Below are 15,356 nucleotides of genomic sequence, written 5' to 3'. Positions count from 1 at the left end.
GCAGATTTTCGTGTTTATTGAAGAAGACGACTTCATCGAACGGAGGATCTCCGATGTATGACAATGTCGTCGCCATCCTGCTTTCCCAACATGCGCGGCAGGCACCCCAGCCGTCTCGACCGCACTGCGAACACGACTTCTATGCCCGGCACGCGAACCCGCTGCCGCGCTGGCTGAGGGCGCTGCTCAAGCGCATGCAGAAAACGCAGAAGGGGCGGTAGATCCCGCCCCCTCTCAAGCCCTCAGCGTTCAAGGCGCCTGTCTCATGCAGCGCGCGAGATTGCTGCCCCGCGCTGGTTCTGAGAATATCCGGCCTCCGTCTTGAACTGCTGCACCAGTTCCAGCAGCGCATTCGCCTCCGATGCCAGGGCGCGACTTGCTTCGCTGGTTTCCTCGACCATGGCGCCGTTCTGCTGGGTCATCTGGTCCATCCGGTTGACGGAGGTGTTGATGTCCTGCAGCGCCGCAGACTGATCCTGGCTGGCGGTGGCGATCGTGTCGACATGCTTGCTGATATTGGTGATCTGCACGCTGATTGCCGCGAGAACTTCACCCGCTTCCTGCACCAGGCCGGCGCCGGAGCTGACTTCGCGGGTCGACTGGTGGATCAGGTCCTTGATCTCCTTGGCCGCGCCGGCGGAACGCTGCGCCAGTTCGCGAACTTCCTGTGCAACCACGGCAAAGCCCTTGCCGGCCTCACCGGCGCGAGCGGCTTCGATGCCGGCATTAAGCGCCAGCAGGTTTGTCTGGAAGGCGATGTCGTCGATGACCTCGATGATCGACTCGATCTTGCCCGATGCGTCCTCGATGCGGCCCATCGCGGCCACGGCATTGTTGACGACGGTGCCGGAATTGTCGGCGCTCGCCTTCGTCTCCGTCACGGCGCGGTTGGCTTCGCGGGCACGCTCGGCAGATGAGCGGACGGTGACGGTGATTTCGTCCACGGCAGCAGCGGCCTCTTCCAGCGAGGCGGCCTGGGTTTCGGTGCGGCGCGCCAGTTCGTTCGAGGACTGGCTGAGTTCGGAGCTGTTCCGCTGGATCGCCAGCGTGCTGCTGCGGATCTGGGACATCGTATCCCGCAACCGGACGATCGAGTTGTTGAAATCGCTGCGAAGCTGCTCGAGGCGACCGGAGAACGGCGTCTCGATGGTCTTGCAGAGGTCACCCTGGGCAAGCCGGGCAAGCGCGGCGGCAAGTTCGTTGACGGCGACATCGATCTGCCGGTCAACGCGCTGCTTTTCCTCGTCGTTGCGCCGACGCTCTGCCTCTGCTTCGGCGCGCTCTTCGGCGCTGCGGCCTTCGATGCGCTTCTTTTCGCGGCCCGCGTCGCGGAAGATTTCCAGGGCGCGCGCGATATTCCCGAACTCGTTTGACTTGCCGACATAAGGGATGGCGACGCTGTCATTGCCTTCGGCCAACGTGCGAACCGTGCCGGTGAGGATGCCGAGCGGCTTCAACAGGCGGCGCATCGCGTAGAAGCCTGCCAGCCCGACAACGACCATGCCGATTGCGGAGCTGAGGATGACGATGAAGGCCGTGTTGGAGATGTTGGCATAATAAACCTCCATCGGAATGCCGATGAAGAGCACACCGGTCACCGCGTTCTGCGCGTCGGTAATCGGGAAGTAGCCGGTCATGAAGTCCTTGCCGAACAGGAAGGCGGGTCCGAAATAGGCCTCACCGCGGGCCAGGAGCGACTGCGCCGGGTGATCGGCGGCAAGCTTGGTACCAACGGCCCGCTCGCCCTTTTCCGTCTTCACGTTCGTGGAGATACGGACGTAATCTGCGCCCTTCTTCTCGAAGATCGTCGCGACGCCGTTGATGGCGCTTGCGGTGCGATCCACCAGGTCATGTCCTTCGAGTGCCGTCTCGCCTTGGATGACACGAACGGCCACGCCGTCCTTGACCTCGGTCTTTGAGCCCTTGAGGCCAAGTTCATAAAGAAGACTCATCGTACGCACCGCAGAGCGAGCGTCCTCGCGCGCAGTATGCATGATGTCATTGCGAAGGTAGAGGTAGTTCAAGCCGCCCACCGCAGAGACTGCCACGAAGGTCATGAACAGACAGAGGCAGACAATGCGAGAAACAACAGAAGACGGAACGAGCTTTGACATGAAGGGACCTTTGCAGAGTGGTCCCTTCAGTGTGGCCATGACATGTAAAGTTTTACTGAATTAGACGAAAGTCAATTTCAGCAGCGAAAAGTTGTCCCGTGGCTCGAAGGGCAACTCTCCGGAAGGAACTAGAACAGGAAGACAGGGAGCGAAAGCAGAGCGGCCGTCGCGCCGATGGCCAGTGCCAGGAACCGGAGCCGCTTGAACTTTTCATCGTCCACGGCCTTGGCGATGGCGATTGCACGGGCACGGCTGTTCTTTTGCATGGATGTTGAACCCCAGGCTTGAGTTTCCGCTCCTGCTGCTGTTGCGGCAGGCAACGCATGCCAGCCGTTAACCACAGGATTTTGCTGGCAATAAGGCAGCATCCGGCAGGCATATTAACAACACCTGAATCAACCGGTACTACAACGCTTCCCCACAAACATGGCCTGAAGCCCAGGCCCATTGGAAATTGTAGCCGCCGAGCCAGCCGGTGACGTCGACGCACTCGCCGATGAAGTAGAGGCCGGGCACCGCCTTCGCCTGCATCGTCTTGGAATCAAGCTCGTTTGTGTCCACGCCGCCGAGCGTCACTTCCGCGGTGCGATAACCTTCCGAACCGGCGGGCCGGATCTTCCAGTTCTGGATGGAAGCTGCCAAGGCATCCACGGTCTTGTCGGGAAGATCGGCCAGATGCCGGTTGACGCTACCGTTTTCGACAAAGAACTGCGCCAGCCGCTTGGGAAGTGCTTCGCCGAGAACCGTTTGCGCCGCCTGCCGCCCGTTTGCCTTGCGCGCCGTCTTGAGCAGTTCAGCGATCTTGGTGTCCGGCTCGATGGCGATGGTGATCTCGTCCCCTTCGCGCCAATATGACGAGATCTGCAGGATCGAGGGACCACTCAGGCCTCGATGGGTGAAGAGCAACGCTTCGCGGAAAGCGGTCTTCCCGTGGCGCACCTCCGCCGGCACTCCGATGCCGGAAAGCGGCGACAGTTTCTCCAGGAGGTTCGGATCGAGCGTCAGGGGCACGAGCGCCGGGCGCGTTTCGATGATCTTCAGGCCGAACTGCCGCGCCAGATCATAAGCGAAACCGGTCGCGCCCATCTTGGGGATGGATTTTCCACCTGTTGCGACCACGACAGAGGCCGCCTCCACCGATCCGTTCGACGTGCCGACACGAAAGCCGCCCGGTGTTTTTTCGACCGCCGTGACCTGCGTTTGCAGTTCGAGCTGAACACCGGCGGCCTTCATCTCGGCGAGCAGCATGGTGATGATGTCCTTGGCGCTGTTGTCGCAGAACAGCTGGCCAAGCGTCTTTTCGTGCCAGGCGATGTTGTGGCGCTCGACGAGGTCCAGGAAATCACGCGGCGTGTAGCGGGCGAGCGCCGACTTGGCGAAATGCGGGTTGGCCGAGATATAGTTCTTGGCTGTCGTGTGGATGTTCGTGAAGTTGCAGCGGCCGCCACCCGAGATGCGAATCTTCTCTCCCGGCGCCTTCGCGTGGTCGAGCACCAGCACCGAACGGCCGCGCTGGCCGGCGCGCACGGCGCACATCATGCCGGCGGCACCTGCGCCCAAAACCACCACATCAAATGTCCGCGCCAATTGCCGCTCCTCGGTTACAAGCCCTTGCTGTTTTCGATCAGCCGCACAAAGTCAATGCACCTCCCCTCGCCAAGCCGTGTTCCTTGGTTATGATGGGAACCATCGATCAACCTCACCCCGGTGTGTCATGCCGCGTAAGAAAGCCGATCCCGCCCCTGCAGCCGCCGCCCCGGCAGCCGGCCCTGTTGCCGCCGCAGCCGTTGCCCAGTCGACGCTGAACTCGCTTCGAGGCGTCGCGGACTGGAAGGAGGCCGCAGCCTGGCTGCGGGTGCGTGGCATCGAGGATATCGAGTGCATCACCCCCGACCTCGCCGGCGTGCCGCGCGGCAAGATGATGCCGTCGTCGAAGTTCACGTCGAATACCTCGCTGGCGCTTCCTTCGGCGCTCTATCGCCATACGATCTCCGGCGACTATCCCGAAGAAACGAGCACCTTCCGCTACGAGCCACGCGACAGCGACCTGAAGCTGTTGCCTGACCTTTCGACCCTGTCGGTCGTGCCGTGGGAAACCGACCCGACGGCGCAGGTCATCTGCGACATCGTCAACACGGACGGCAAGTCGGTGCCCTATACGCCGCGCAACGTGTTGAAGAATGTCGTGCGGCTCTACAGCGAACGGGGCTGGAAGCCGGTGGTGGCGCCGGAAATCGAGTTCTACCTTGTCGCCAAGAATGACGATCCCGATTATCCGCTGCACCCGCCGAAAGGCCGCTCCGGCCGTTCGATCCTTGGCGGCCAGGGCTATTCGATCGCCGGCATCAACGAGTTCGACGAGTTGATCGACGACATCTACCACTTCTCCGAAAAGCAGGGCTTGGAGATCGACACGCTGATCCATGAAGAAGGACCAGCGCAGCTCGAGATCAACCTGCGCCATGGCGACCCGATCGAGCTTGCCGACCAGGTCTTCATGTTCAAGCGCACCATCCGTGAAGCGGCCTTGAAGCACGGGATCTACGCGACATTCATGGCCAAGCCCATGCAGGGACAGGCAGGCTCGGCCATGCACATCCACCAGTCGGTGGTCGACATTGAGACCGGCCGCAACATCTTCTCCAATCCTGACGGCTCGGCATCCAAGGAGTTCTTCCAGTTCATCGGTGGCATGCAGACCTACATCCCGAAGGCACTGGTGATGATGGCGCCCTACGTAAATTCCTATCGTCGGCTGACACCGGACATGTCTGCGCCGGTGAACACCGCCTGGGGCTACGACAACCGGACAACCGCCTTCCGCGTACCGGTGTCGGATGCCGCCGCGCGGCGCGTGGAGAACCGCCTGCCCTCGTCGGACGCCAACCCTTACCTTGCGCTGGCAGCATCGCTCGGTTGCGGCCTGCTCGGCATGATGAATGGCATCGACCCGACGCCGCCGACGGAAGACACGGCCAACGAAGGTGATATCGAACTGCCACGCGGCCTGCTCGAGGCCGTTTCGCTCCTCGAATCCGATCCGGCGTTGGCGGACGTGCTGAGCTCAGAGTTCATCGGCCTTTATGCCGGCGTCAAACGTGGCGAGTTCGAAACCTTCATGCAGGTGATCAGCCCCTGGGAACGCGAGTTCCTGCTCCTCAACGTCTGAGGAGGCTTGGATTTTGGACAAATGGCAGAGCCCAATCGCCCCGGGCATTTCGTGGTATCAGGAAAGCGTCGGCGAGCGGCCGACCTATCCCACCCTCGACGGCTCCAGATCGGTGGACGTCGCCATCATCGGCGGCGGCTATACGGGGCTGCAGGCGGCGTTCAATCTCGCCCGCGCCGGCGTTTCGGTAGCACTGCTGGAAGCGGCGCGGCTGGGTGATGGCGCATCGGGGCGCAACGGCGGGCAGTTGAATACCGGGCAACGGTGGTGGCCGGAAGACCTCGAAAAGCAGGTCGGATACGAACGCTCGAAGATCCTGTTCGACATGGCCGAGGATGCAAAACGGCATCTCCTCGATTTCGCGTCCGCGCACGGGATCGAGATGGACTACAGGCCCGGCCAGTTGAACGTATCGCACAAGCGCGGCCACGAGCGGGAATACCAGGCGAACGCGCAGATCGCTGCTGAGCGATACAATTACCCGCATATCTCCTTCATGGACGGCAAGGAAACGGCGGAACGGCTCGGCAGCAACAGTTACCACTGCGGTGTACGCGACACCGGCACCGGCCATGTCCATCCCTTGAAGCTTCTTGTTGGCCTCGCTCGCGTGGCAAGCAGCGCCGGCGCCCAGATCTATGAGAACACCTGCGCGACGGCGATCGAAAAAACGCGCAATGGCCCCGGTGGCAAGATCCTGGTCAAGACCGCCAAGGGTACGCTGAGCGCGGATCGGGTACTGATCGCCACCAACGCCTATATCGGCAATCTGGAACCTGTCACGGCCGCGCATATCATGCCGATTGGTTCGTTCATCGCTGCCACGGCGCCGCTCGATGACTATCCGAACGTCATCCCAGGCGGCGAAGCGGTCGCCGACTCACGATTTGTTGTTCGCTATTTCCGCAAGGACAAGGACAACCGGCTGCTGTTCGGCGGGCGCGAGGTTTATTCGTCGAAGAACCCGCAGGACACCGCCCAGGCAATCCGCAAGCAGATCGTCGAAACCTATCCTGCTCTGAAGGACGTGCCGGTCACCCACGCCTGGGGCGGCAACGTTGGGATTACCCTGCCGCGCCAACCCTTTGTGCGCGAGGTCATGCCGGGGGTCACCTCGATTGGTGGCTATTCCGGCCACGGCGTAATGCTGTCAAATTACTGCGGCAAGCTCTACGCAGACACGGTTCTCGGCAAGGCTACCGATCTTGACCACCTCGCTGCGCTCAACATCCGCGCATTCCCCGGCGGGACACATATGCGCACGCCCCTTCTGTTCCTTGCTCTCACCTGGTTCGCCTTGCGCGACAGGCTCTGACAAGCCAACAATATTAGTGGCGCCTTGACGGCAATTCGGGGCTAGCGATTTTAAATCGATTAGATTACATAAGCCCCAACAATGCAGGAAGAAAGAATAGCGATGAGCAGCCAGATCATCCCAGTCGAACCTTTTGATTGCGTCGTGTTCGGCGGCACAGGCGACCTTGCAGAACGCAAGCTCCTTCCCGCCCTTTACCATCGGCAAATCGAAGGCCAGTTCATTGAGCCGACCCGCATCATCGGAGCTTCGCGCAGTTCACTGTCGCATGATGAGTACCGCAAGTTTGCCGAGGACGCGCTGAAGGAACACCTGAAGCCGGCCGAATATGACGAAGCGGAGGTCGCAAAGTTTTGCCAGCGGCTTTATTATGTTTCGGTCGATGCCAAGGCTGACGGTGGCTGGCCGGAACTGACGGCACTGCTTCAAGAGGGTGAAGATCGCATCCGCGTCTTCTATCTTGCCGTTGCTCCGGGCATCTTCGGCGCGATCTCGGAAAAGATCCGCGACCACCAGCTCATTACCGACAAGACCCGCATCGTCGTCGAAAAGCCGATCGGCCGTGATCTTGCGTCCGCGTTGCAGCTCAACGACACGATCGGCAAGGTGTTCAGCGAAGAACAGATCTTCCGCATCGACCACTATCTCGGCAAGGAAACCGTCCAGAACCTGATGGCGCTCCGGTTTGCCAACGCGCTTTACGAGCCGCTCTGGAACGCCCAGCACATCGACCACGTGCAGATTACCGTGGCGGAAGCCGTCGGCCTGGAAGGCCGCGCCGGCTACTACGACACGGCGGGCGCCCTGCGCGACATGGTGCAGAATCATATCCTGCAGCTTCTCTGCCTTGTCGCCATGGAAGTGCCCTCCTCCATGTATTCGGAATCGGTTCGCGATGAGAAGCTCAAGGTCCTGCGGGCCCTGAAGCCGATCACCGAAGCGAACGTCGAGCAGTTGACGGTCCGCGGCCAGTACCGCGCTGGGGCTTCGGCGGGCGGCGCGGTCAAGGGCTACCTGGAAGAGCTCGAAGGTGGCGTATCCAACACCGAGACATTTGTCGCCATCAAGGCCGAGATCGGCAACTGGCGCTGGGCCGGCGTTCCCTTCTACATCCGCACCGGCAAGCGTCTCGCCAACCGTGTTTCCGAGATCGTCATCACCTTCAAGCCGATCCCGCACAACATCTTCTACAGCTCGGCCGGTCGCATTTCCGCCAACCAGCTGATCATCCGCCTTCAGCCGGATGAAGGCGTCAAGCAGTCGCTGATGATCAAGGATCCGGGCCCGGGAGGCATGCGCCTGCGCGAAGTGTCGCTCGACATGAGCTTCGCCCAGGCCTTCAACGTCCGTAATCCGGATGCCTACGAGCGCCTGCTCACCGACACGATCCGCTCCAACCAGACGCTGTTCATGCGTCGCGATGAAGTGGAAGCCGCATGGCGCTGGGTCGACCCGATCCTCAAGGGTTGGGAAGCGACCGGACAGCAGGTCCAGGGATATACTGCGGGCACCTGGGGCCCGAGCCAGGCCATTGCTCTCATCGAGCGCGATGGCCGCACCTGGCACGAATCCTGAGTGGTCGCCATGACGGACCGGATGCACGAATTTTCCGATGCCGCATCTCTCGCCTCCGCATTGGCGGATGAGGTTGCGGCACGCCTTGCAGCCGCCCTTCGTGATCGAGGCACAGCTTCGATCGCGGTCTCCGGCGGGTCGACGCCAAAGAAATTCTTCGAGGCGCTTTCGACACGCGACATCGACTGGAGCAAGGTCACCGTCACCCTGGTGGACGAACGTTTCGTCCCTGCCGACAGCGACCGTTCCAATCATCGCCTCGTCCAGACGCATCTGCTGAAGGACAAGGCGGCAAATGCCAAATTCCTTCCGCTGTTCTACGACGTGGCGTCGATCCAGGACGCGGCCGCCAAGGCGACGGAAGAAACTGCCGGGATCGACAACCCGTTCGACGTGGTCATTCTCGGCATGGGCAATGACGGGCACACGGCCTCGTTCTTCCCGCATGGAAACAACCTGGCGCAGGCGATCGACCTGTCTGGCCCGCGTGGCGTGCTGACGATGCGCGCCGACGGAGCTGGCGAGGAACGGCTTACCTTCTCCTTTGCGAGCCTCTCGGATGCGCGCTTCCTGGCGCTTCACATCGAGGGCCAGGGCAAGAAGGACGTCCTGGACCAGGCGAAGGCCGGCTCCGATGAAAACGAGATGCCGATCCGCGCCGTGCTGAACAGAGCCGCGACGCCGGTGGACATTTATTGGGCGCCCTGACCGCCCCTGATTTGTAAAACAACAGCAATCCCGTTCGGCACCGACCCTCGTCCCTGCCACTCCCAGAGCGGGATTGATGACAAGAGGACATGCCATGGCCGCTCATTCGCGCATCGAGGCGATCACCGCCCGTATCGTCGAACGCTCCAAACCTCATCGCGAAGCCTATCTCGATCGGCTGCGCCGCGCGGCATCCAAGGGACCGCATCGGGCGACCTTGTCCTGCGGAAACCTGGCGCATGGTTTTGCCGTCTGTTCCCCCTCGGAGAAGGCAGCGCTGGCAGGTGACGTGGTCCCGAACCTCGGCATCATCACCGCCTATAACGATATGCTCTCGGCCCACCAGCCCTACGAGACCTTTCCGTCGATCATCCGGGAAGCGGCGCGCGACGCAGGCGGAATTGCGCAGGTGGCCGGTGGCGTACCGGCCATGTGCGATGGCGTGACCCAGGGTCAGCCGGGCATGGAGCTGTCACTGTTTTCTCGTGACGCGATCGCCATGGCGGCCGGTATCGGCCTGTCGCACAACATGTTCGACGCGGCCGTTTATCTCGGCATCTGCGACAAGATCGTTCCGGGCCTTGTGATTGCCGCACTGTCCTTCGGCCACCTGCCGGCCGTCTTCATCCCAGCGGGGCCCATGACATCCGGCCTTCCAAACGACGAGAAGTCGCGCATCCGCCAGCTTTACGCGGAAGGCAAGGTTGGACGGGCGGAATTGCTCGAAGCGGAGTCCAAATCTTACCACGGCCCCGGCACCTGCACCTTCTACGGCACGGCCAACTCCAACCAGATGCTGATGGAGATCATGGGTTTCCACCTGCCCGGCGCCTCCTTCGTCAACCCGGGCACCAAGCTGCGCGAAGCGCTCACCCGCGAAGCCGCAAAGCGGGCGCTGGCGATTACCGCGCTCGGCAACGAATTTACCCCGGCCGGCGAGATGATCGATGAGCGCTCGATCGTCAACGGCGTGGTCGGCTTGCACGCAACGGGCGGCTCCACGAACCATACGCTGCATCTCGTTGCGATGGCGCGCGCCGCTGGCATCCTTCTCACCTGGCAGGACATTTCCGAACTTTCGGACGTCGTACCGCTTCTGGCGCGCGTTTACCCCAACGGCTTGGCAGACGTGAACCACTTCCACGCGGCAGGCGGCATGGGCTTCCTCATCAAGCAGCTCCTGAAGCAGGGCTACCTGCATGACGACGTCCGCACCGTCTTCGGCCAGGGGCTTGAAGCCTATACGGTCGAGGCAAAGCTTGCCGCCGACGGGCAGATCGTTCGTGAGCCTGTTCCGGAAGAGAGCGGCGATCCAAAGGTGCTGACGACGGTCGAAACCCCGTTCCAGTCCAATGGCGGGCTCAAGATGCTGACCGGCAATATTGGCCGCGGCGTCATCAAGATTTCGGCGGTTAAGCCTGAGCGGCATGTGGTCGAAGCGCCGGCGATCGTTTTCCATGATCAGCAGGAACTGCAGGAGGCCTTCAAGCGTGGAGACCTCAACCGCGACTTCGTGGCGGTCGTGCGCTTCCAGGGCCCCAAGGCGAATGGCATGCCGGAACTGCACCGCCTGACGCCGCCGCTCGGCGTCCTCCAGGACCGCGGCTTCAAGGTCGCACTCGTCACCGACGGGCGCATGTCCGGCGCCTCCGGCAAGGTGCCGGCCGCCATTCATCTCACGCCGGAAGCCTCCGACGGCGGACCGATCGCCAAGATCAAGGACGATGACATGATCCGTCTCGACGCCGTCAACGGCACGCTCGAAGTGCTTGTGGACGAAGCCGAGTTGGCGGCCCGCGCTCCGGCTGTTGCCGATCTGTCGGAAAACGAGTTCGGCATGGGCCGCGAGCTGTTCGCCGCCTTCCGCCGCAATGTCGGCCATGCCGACCAGGGCGCCAGCGTCTTTGCCTGAACAAGGACCCTTAAATGAAAAAGGCGGCCCAAGGCCGCCTTTTTCATGTCCAAGTGCTCGATCCTTACCAGGAGCGGACGTCGAGCTTGAAGTCCTTGTGCCGGGGATGTGTCGAGAACACAAAGATCCGGTTCAACTCCTTCTCGGTCAGCACCCGCAGGAACCGAACCTCGATGGTGTTGTTCTGGTTGGCGCGCGTCAGGAGGCAGCCAATCTTGCTGATCCGCGCGTCCGGAATATCGAGATAGAACTGCGACGGCAGGTCGTAATTGGTCAGCAGGCCGAGCACTGCCTGGCTGCGCGAGATGCGGATAACATCGCACCGGCGCTGGGCCATGTTGAGAACGCCCTTTTCCGTATATTCGATACGGCCTGCATTCATCGTGTCTTCCATTTTGAACCGCGTTTCGCGGTCGTACATGAAAGACTCTTCCTTATTCAAAAAATGATCTTTGTTCGCTGGAGCCGCTACCACGACACTCTCCTTGGCTTTATGGCCGCAGGCTAGTGCTGGAAGTTTAACAGAGGGTTTGGCAGCCGCGCCGCTTACAGGTTTCCAACATCTGCACCGGATTCTGGTGAACCAAGGCTTAAACGTTACTGCCGGTAGCTGCGCCCATCTGCATCGAAGAGGTGCAGCTTGGTGCGATCTGCCGCAAACCGCATCGTGTCGCCCTTCTTGACGTTGAGGATGCCGGGGATCTTGGCGATGATCGGCTCCTCGCCCGCCAGCCCATCGATGTAGAGCAGCGTCACTTCGCCAAGCGCCTCGACGATCGAAACGCGTCCCTCGAACAGATAATCCTCGCCGGACGCGACCGTCAGGTCTTCCGGGCGAATGCCGAAGCTTGCGTTCTTCCCGTTCGCGGACGCCGGCGTCTCGATCGGGATGGTCAAGGCCTTCCCACCCGCCAAGGCGACCGAAGTCTCCGGACCGGCCGAGGAGATGGTGACCGGGATGATATTCATGGCTGGGGAGCCGATGAAGCGGGCGACGAAGAGGTTCTTCGGGCGCTCGTATAATTCCAGCGGCGGGCCGACCTGCTCGATACGGCCAGCGGACAGCACGACGATCCGGTCGGCGAGCGTCATCGCCTCCACCTGGTCGTGGGTAACATAGATCATCGTCGTATCGGCCATCTGCTCCTTGAGCTTGGCGATCTCGATGCGGGTCGCGACACGCAGCGCGGCATCGAGGTTCGACAGGGGCTCGTCGAACAGGAAGACCTTTGGGTTGCGGCAAATCGCTCGACCGATCGCGACGCGCTGCCGCTGGCCGCCGGAAAGCGCCTTCGGCAGGCGATCGAGGTAGGGGGTCAGTTGCAGGATGTCGGCCGCCGCGCGAACGCGCCGGTCGATCTCGGCCTTGCTCTCCTTCGCGATCCGCATCCCGAAGGCCATGTTGTCGTAGACCGTGTAGTGCGGATAAAGCGCATAGGACTGGAAGACCATGGCGATGCCGCGACGCGAGGGAGGAACGTCATTAACGAGTTGCCCATCGATGTACATCTCGCCGCCGGTGATGCTCTCAAGCCCTGAAATCATGCGCAGGAGCGTGGACTTGCCGCAGCCGGAAGGCCCAACAAACACCACGAACTCGCCCTGCTCGATGTCCAGATCGATGCCGTGCAGCACCTTCACCTGGCCATAGGACTTGCGGATATCCTTCAGAACAACACCAGCCATGACTTCCCTCCCTGATCCTCGTTACGCGTGACGGGCGAAGAACGCCCCCCAAGCCGGCAGTTCCAAATGCCTGTCTTCCAGCCGCGCTTCGAAGCCGTGGCCGGTCAGCACTTCCCATTCACCAACAGGTAGCTGCGTGCTCACGCCTTCGGGGCTCATGTTGAACATGCACAGCAGGACCTCGTTGCCATACTGCCGCTTGTAGCCAAGGACCGATCCGTCTTCCGGCAGGAACAGGATATCCCCCTTCGACAGGGCCGGATGCTGCTTGCGGAAAGCGAGGAAGCGGCGGTAGTGCTCAAGCACGGATGCCGGGTCGCCATATTGAGCGCCGACTGCGCGCAACTGATGCTCGACGGGGATCGGCAGCCAAGTCTTCTCTGCAGTGGAGAAACCTGCCTGCAGTGCCTGACTGTCCCACACCATCGGGGTGCGGCAACCATCGCGCCCCTTGAACTCCGGCCAGAACTGGATGCCATAAGGGTCCTGCAGGTCAGCGTAAGCGATATCGGCTTCCGTGAGACCAAGCTCTTCGCCCTGGTAAATGCAGACCGAGCCGCGCTGCGTCATCAGGATGGCCGAAACCATCTTGGCGTAGCTGTCGCGGTCGAGCACGTCCTGGCCCCAGCGGCTGACATGGCGCACCACATCATGGTTGGAGAAGGCCCAGCAGGCCCAGCCTTCGGGTGCTGCGGCAGAAAAGGCGTTCTGCACCTCGGCGACACGCGTCGGTGTCAGCGGGTCGGGCGCCAGAAATTCAAAGGCGTAGCACATCTGCATCTTGTCGCCGCCGGAGGTGTATTCCCCGACAATCTCGAGACCGCGCTGGCTGTCGCCCACCTCGCCCACGGCGGCAATCGCCGGGAACTCCTCGAGCACGGCGCGGAAGCGCTTCAGGAACTCCAGGTTCTCCGGCCGGTTCTTGTCGTAGAGGTGTTCCTGGAAATTGTACGGGTTGACCGCCGGTGCGGTCGAGGCATTGCGACGCGACGGATCAAGCGACGGGTTGTCGCGCAACAGCTTGTCATGGAAATAGAAGTTGATGGTGTCGAGACGGAAGCCATCGACGCCGCGCTCCAGCCAGAACCGCGTCATGTCCAGCAGCGCATCCTGAACTTCCGGGTTGTGAAGGTTGAGGTCCGGCTGCGAGATCAGGAAGTTGTGCATGTAATATTGCATGCGGGTCGGGTCCCAATGCCAGGCCGAACCACCGAAGATCGACAACCAGTTGTTGGGCGGCGTGCCATCCGGCTTCGCGTCGGCCCAGACGTACCAATCCGCCTTGGGATTGAAGCGGCTCGACCGGCTCTCAATGAACCAGGGGTGCTGGTCGGAACTGTGCGACATCACGAGGTCGATCATCACCTTGATGCCAAGCCGGTGCGCCTCTGCGATCATGCCGTCGAAATCCGACAGCGAACCGAACATCGGATCCACATCCGTATAGTTCGACACGTCGTAGCCGAAATCCTTCATCGGCGACGGGAAGAACGGCGAGATCCAGATCGCGTCGGCACCGAGCGCTGCAATATGCGGCAGGCGCGCGGTGATGCCCTTCAAGTCACCGATACCGTCGCCGTTCGAGTCCTGGTAGGACCGAGGGTAGATCTGGTAAATAACGGCCCCACGCCACCAGTCCTTATCCGGCGCTGCAGGGGCCTCTGCGGGAATGCTCATTCACTATCCTGTTGTCGTTCGATTGTTTGTCGTAGCCGGTTAACCGCCCTTGACCGAGCCGGCAAGCAAGCCGCGTACGAGATATCGCTGCAGTGCAAAAAAGACGATAATCGGGACAATGATGGTGATGAATGCGGATGCGGTGAGAATTTCCCACTTGCCGCCCATCGAACCCAGCAGAGCATTCAGTGCGCCCGTCAGAACCAGCTGATCCTTGCCGGTACCAAGGAAGACCATGGCGACGAGAAGGTCGTTCCAGGTCCACAGGAACTGGAAGATCGAGAAGGAGGCAAGCGCCGGGAAAGACAAGGGCAGGATGATCTTCACGAAGATCTCGAAATCGCTTGCCCCATCGACCCGCGCCGACTCGATGATCTCGCGCGGCAAGCCGGCAATGTAGTTGCGCAGCAGGTAGATCGCGAGCGGCATGCCAAAGGCGGAGTGCGCCAGCCAGATCCCCGCATAACTTCGAGACGGCAGGCCAAACAGGTTGCCGATCTCGTTATACATGCTCAGCAGCGGAATGAGTGCCATCTGCAGCGGCACGACGATCAGCCCCACCACAAGCGCGATGATCAGCGCCCTCCCCGGAAACTCCATCCATGACAGCGCATAGGCTGCAAAGGCGGCGATGAGGATTGGAATGATCGTGGCCGGTACAGCCACCGTCAGCGAGTTGACGAAGGACTGGCCGATCCCCTGCGAGGTCAGCACGGTGCGGTAGTTGTCGAGCGTGAACGTGGGCGGCTGGGCGATGGACAGGTAGACGCGCTTGCCGCGGCCGTCACCGAAGGGCGCGTTCTTCGTATAGATGTAGGTGCCGTCCGCGTTGATCACCAGGGTTTCGCCGTCACCGATGTCGGCGGCTTCACCGGCATCGTACTCGGTCGGTGCCGCAACACGGGTGCCGAAAGCCCGCACGGTGCCGGATTTCCCCTCCTCGAACACCGAGCCGGAGATGACGTAGTTCGAGCCCTCCTGCTTTGCCGTCGAAGGGTCAGCGAGGCGCGCTGCGCTCGTCTCGGCTGCACCGGTCAGCGCCGTCCACCAACCGGACGCGGTGATCTGGCCAGCTTCCCGAAAGGAGGTGACGAGAATGCCCGCCGTCGGGATGAGCCAGAGGAGGCAGATCAGCAGCACCGAGAGATGAAGGAAAAGACGGGGGAGGCCGATGCGGCGAAGGCTTGCGGTCGCGTTCAT

Annotated in this window: 13 protein-coding genes; 6 read left to right on the top strand and 7 right to left on the bottom strand. The window is 61.6% G+C overall.

From position 1 onward, the window contains the following. The first annotated feature begins 53 nt into the window (after positions 1-53). Positions 54-221, top strand: a complete 168-nt coding sequence (locus CYG48_RS22355; RefSeq protein ID WP_199925183.1) for a hypothetical protein — start codon at positions 54-56, stop codon at positions 219-221. A 42-nt stretch (positions 222-263) separates the two neighbouring features. On the opposite strand, the gene CYG48_RS01330 is transcribed toward CYG48_RS22355, so the two are convergent. The 3 genes from CYG48_RS01330 to CYG48_RS01325 form a co-directional block, all read right to left on the bottom strand. Continuing rightward, positions 264-2,114 (bottom strand): methyl-accepting chemotaxis protein, encoded by a 1,851-nt coding sequence (locus CYG48_RS01330; protein WP_118848740.1) that lies wholly within the window; start codon positions 2,112-2,114, stop codon positions 264-266. A gap of 128 nt (positions 2,115-2,242) precedes the next feature. After that, positions 2,243-2,380, bottom strand: a complete 138-nt coding sequence (locus CYG48_RS22350; protein ID WP_199925182.1) for a hypothetical protein — start codon at positions 2,378-2,380, stop codon at positions 2,243-2,245. Between the two features lie 139 nt (positions 2,381-2,519). Beyond that, a complete protein-coding gene (locus tag CYG48_RS01325; protein WP_118848739.1) occupies positions 2,520-3,701 on the bottom strand; it encodes a BaiN/RdsA family NAD(P)/FAD-dependent oxidoreductase in 1,182 nt (393 codons plus the stop codon). Between the two features lie 127 nt (positions 3,702-3,828). Between CYG48_RS01325 and CYG48_RS01320 the strand changes: the two genes are divergently transcribed. The 5 genes from CYG48_RS01320 (at position 3,829) to edd (ending at position 10,793) form a co-directional block, all read left to right on the top strand. Then, the gene (locus CYG48_RS01320; protein WP_118848738.1) at positions 3,829-5,283 is read left to right on the top strand and encodes a glutamine synthetase family protein; all 1,455 of its coding nucleotides are present in this window, start codon (positions 3,829-3,831) and stop codon (positions 5,281-5,283) included. Between the two features lie 13 nt (positions 5,284-5,296). Further along, the gene (locus CYG48_RS01315; protein ID WP_118848737.1) at positions 5,297-6,598 is read left to right on the top strand and encodes an NAD(P)/FAD-dependent oxidoreductase; all 1,302 of its coding nucleotides are present in this window, start codon (positions 5,297-5,299) and stop codon (positions 6,596-6,598) included. 102 nt (positions 6,599-6,700) lie between these two features. Then, the gene (gene zwf, locus CYG48_RS01310) at positions 6,701-8,173 is read left to right on the top strand and encodes a glucose-6-phosphate dehydrogenase (protein WP_118848736.1); all 1,473 of its coding nucleotides are present in this window, start codon (positions 6,701-6,703) and stop codon (positions 8,171-8,173) included. Positions 8,174-8,182: 9 nt separating this feature from the next. After that, positions 8,183-8,881, top strand: a complete 699-nt coding sequence (gene pgl / locus CYG48_RS01305; RefSeq protein ID WP_118851416.1) for a 6-phosphogluconolactonase — start codon at positions 8,183-8,185, stop codon at positions 8,879-8,881. Between the two features lie 94 nt (positions 8,882-8,975). Next, a complete protein-coding gene (gene edd / locus CYG48_RS01300) occupies positions 8,976-10,793 on the top strand; it encodes a phosphogluconate dehydratase (protein ID WP_118848735.1) in 1,818 nt (605 codons plus the stop codon). 64 nt (positions 10,794-10,857) lie between these two features. Here edd and CYG48_RS01295 read toward each other — a convergent pair whose 3' ends face one another. The 4 genes from CYG48_RS01295 to CYG48_RS01280 form a co-directional block, all read right to left on the bottom strand. Next, entirely contained in the window at positions 10,858-11,214 is a 357-nt protein-coding gene (locus CYG48_RS01295) for a hypothetical protein (RefSeq protein ID WP_199925181.1), read from the bottom strand. Between the two features lie 176 nt (positions 11,215-11,390). Beyond that, positions 11,391-12,479, bottom strand: coding sequence for an ABC transporter ATP-binding protein (locus tag CYG48_RS01290; protein WP_118848733.1), 1,089 nt, complete (start codon positions 12,477-12,479; stop codon positions 11,391-11,393). 21 nt (positions 12,480-12,500) lie between these two features. Beyond that, positions 12,501-14,156: a beta-galactosidase BglA gene (gene bglA / locus CYG48_RS01285; protein WP_118848732.1), complete on the bottom strand. Its 1,656-nt coding sequence runs from the start codon at positions 14,154-14,156 to the stop codon at positions 12,501-12,503. A 39-nt stretch (positions 14,157-14,195) separates the two neighbouring features. Further along, positions 14,196-15,356 (bottom strand): carbohydrate ABC transporter permease, encoded by a 1,161-nt coding sequence (locus tag CYG48_RS01280; RefSeq protein ID WP_118848731.1) that lies wholly within the window; start codon positions 15,354-15,356, stop codon positions 14,196-14,198.

The sequence above is a fragment of the Neorhizobium sp. SOG26 genome (assembly GCF_003491345.1).
In the GTDB taxonomy this organism is placed as follows: Bacteria; Pseudomonadota; Alphaproteobacteria; order Rhizobiales; family Rhizobiaceae; genus Neorhizobium; species Neorhizobium turbinariae.
The sequence above is the reverse complement of the archived record's forward strand: the minus strand, read 5'-3'. Positions and strand labels throughout refer to the sequence as shown.

Excerpts from the sequence above, each read along its gene's own strand:
- CYG48_RS22355 (WP_199925183.1), top strand. The coding sequence starts at position 54 with ATGTATGACAATGTCGTCGCCATCCTGCTTTCCCAACATGCGCGGCAG.
- CYG48_RS01330 (WP_118848740.1), bottom strand. The coding sequence starts at position 2,114 with ATGTCAAAGCTCGTTCCGTCTTCTGTTGTTTCTCGCATTGTCTGCCTC.
- CYG48_RS22350 (WP_199925182.1), bottom strand. The coding sequence starts at position 2,380 with ATGCAAAAGAACAGCCGTGCCCGTGCAATCGCCATCGCCAAGGCCGTG.
- CYG48_RS01320 (WP_118848738.1), top strand. The coding sequence starts at position 3,829 with ATGCCGCGTAAGAAAGCCGATCCCGCCCCTGCAGCCGCCGCCCCGGCA.
- zwf (WP_118848736.1), top strand. The coding sequence starts at position 6,701 with ATGAGCAGCCAGATCATCCCAGTCGAACCTTTTGATTGCGTCGTGTTC.
- pgl (WP_118851416.1), top strand. The coding sequence starts at position 8,183 with ATGACGGACCGGATGCACGAATTTTCCGATGCCGCATCTCTCGCCTCC.
- edd (WP_118848735.1), top strand. The coding sequence starts at position 8,976 with ATGGCCGCTCATTCGCGCATCGAGGCGATCACCGCCCGTATCGTCGAA.
- CYG48_RS01295 (WP_199925181.1), bottom strand. The coding sequence starts at position 11,214 with ATGTACGACCGCGAAACGCGGTTCAAAATGGAAGACACGATGAATGCA.
- CYG48_RS01290 (WP_118848733.1), bottom strand. The coding sequence starts at position 12,479 with ATGGCTGGTGTTGTTCTGAAGGATATCCGCAAGTCCTATGGCCAGGTG.
- bglA (WP_118848732.1), bottom strand. The coding sequence starts at position 14,156 with ATGAGCATTCCCGCAGAGGCCCCTGCAGCGCCGGATAAGGACTGGTGG.
- CYG48_RS01280 (WP_118848731.1), bottom strand. The coding sequence starts at position 15,356 with ATGAACGCGACCGCAAGCCTTCGCCGCATCGGCCTCCCCCGTCTTTTC.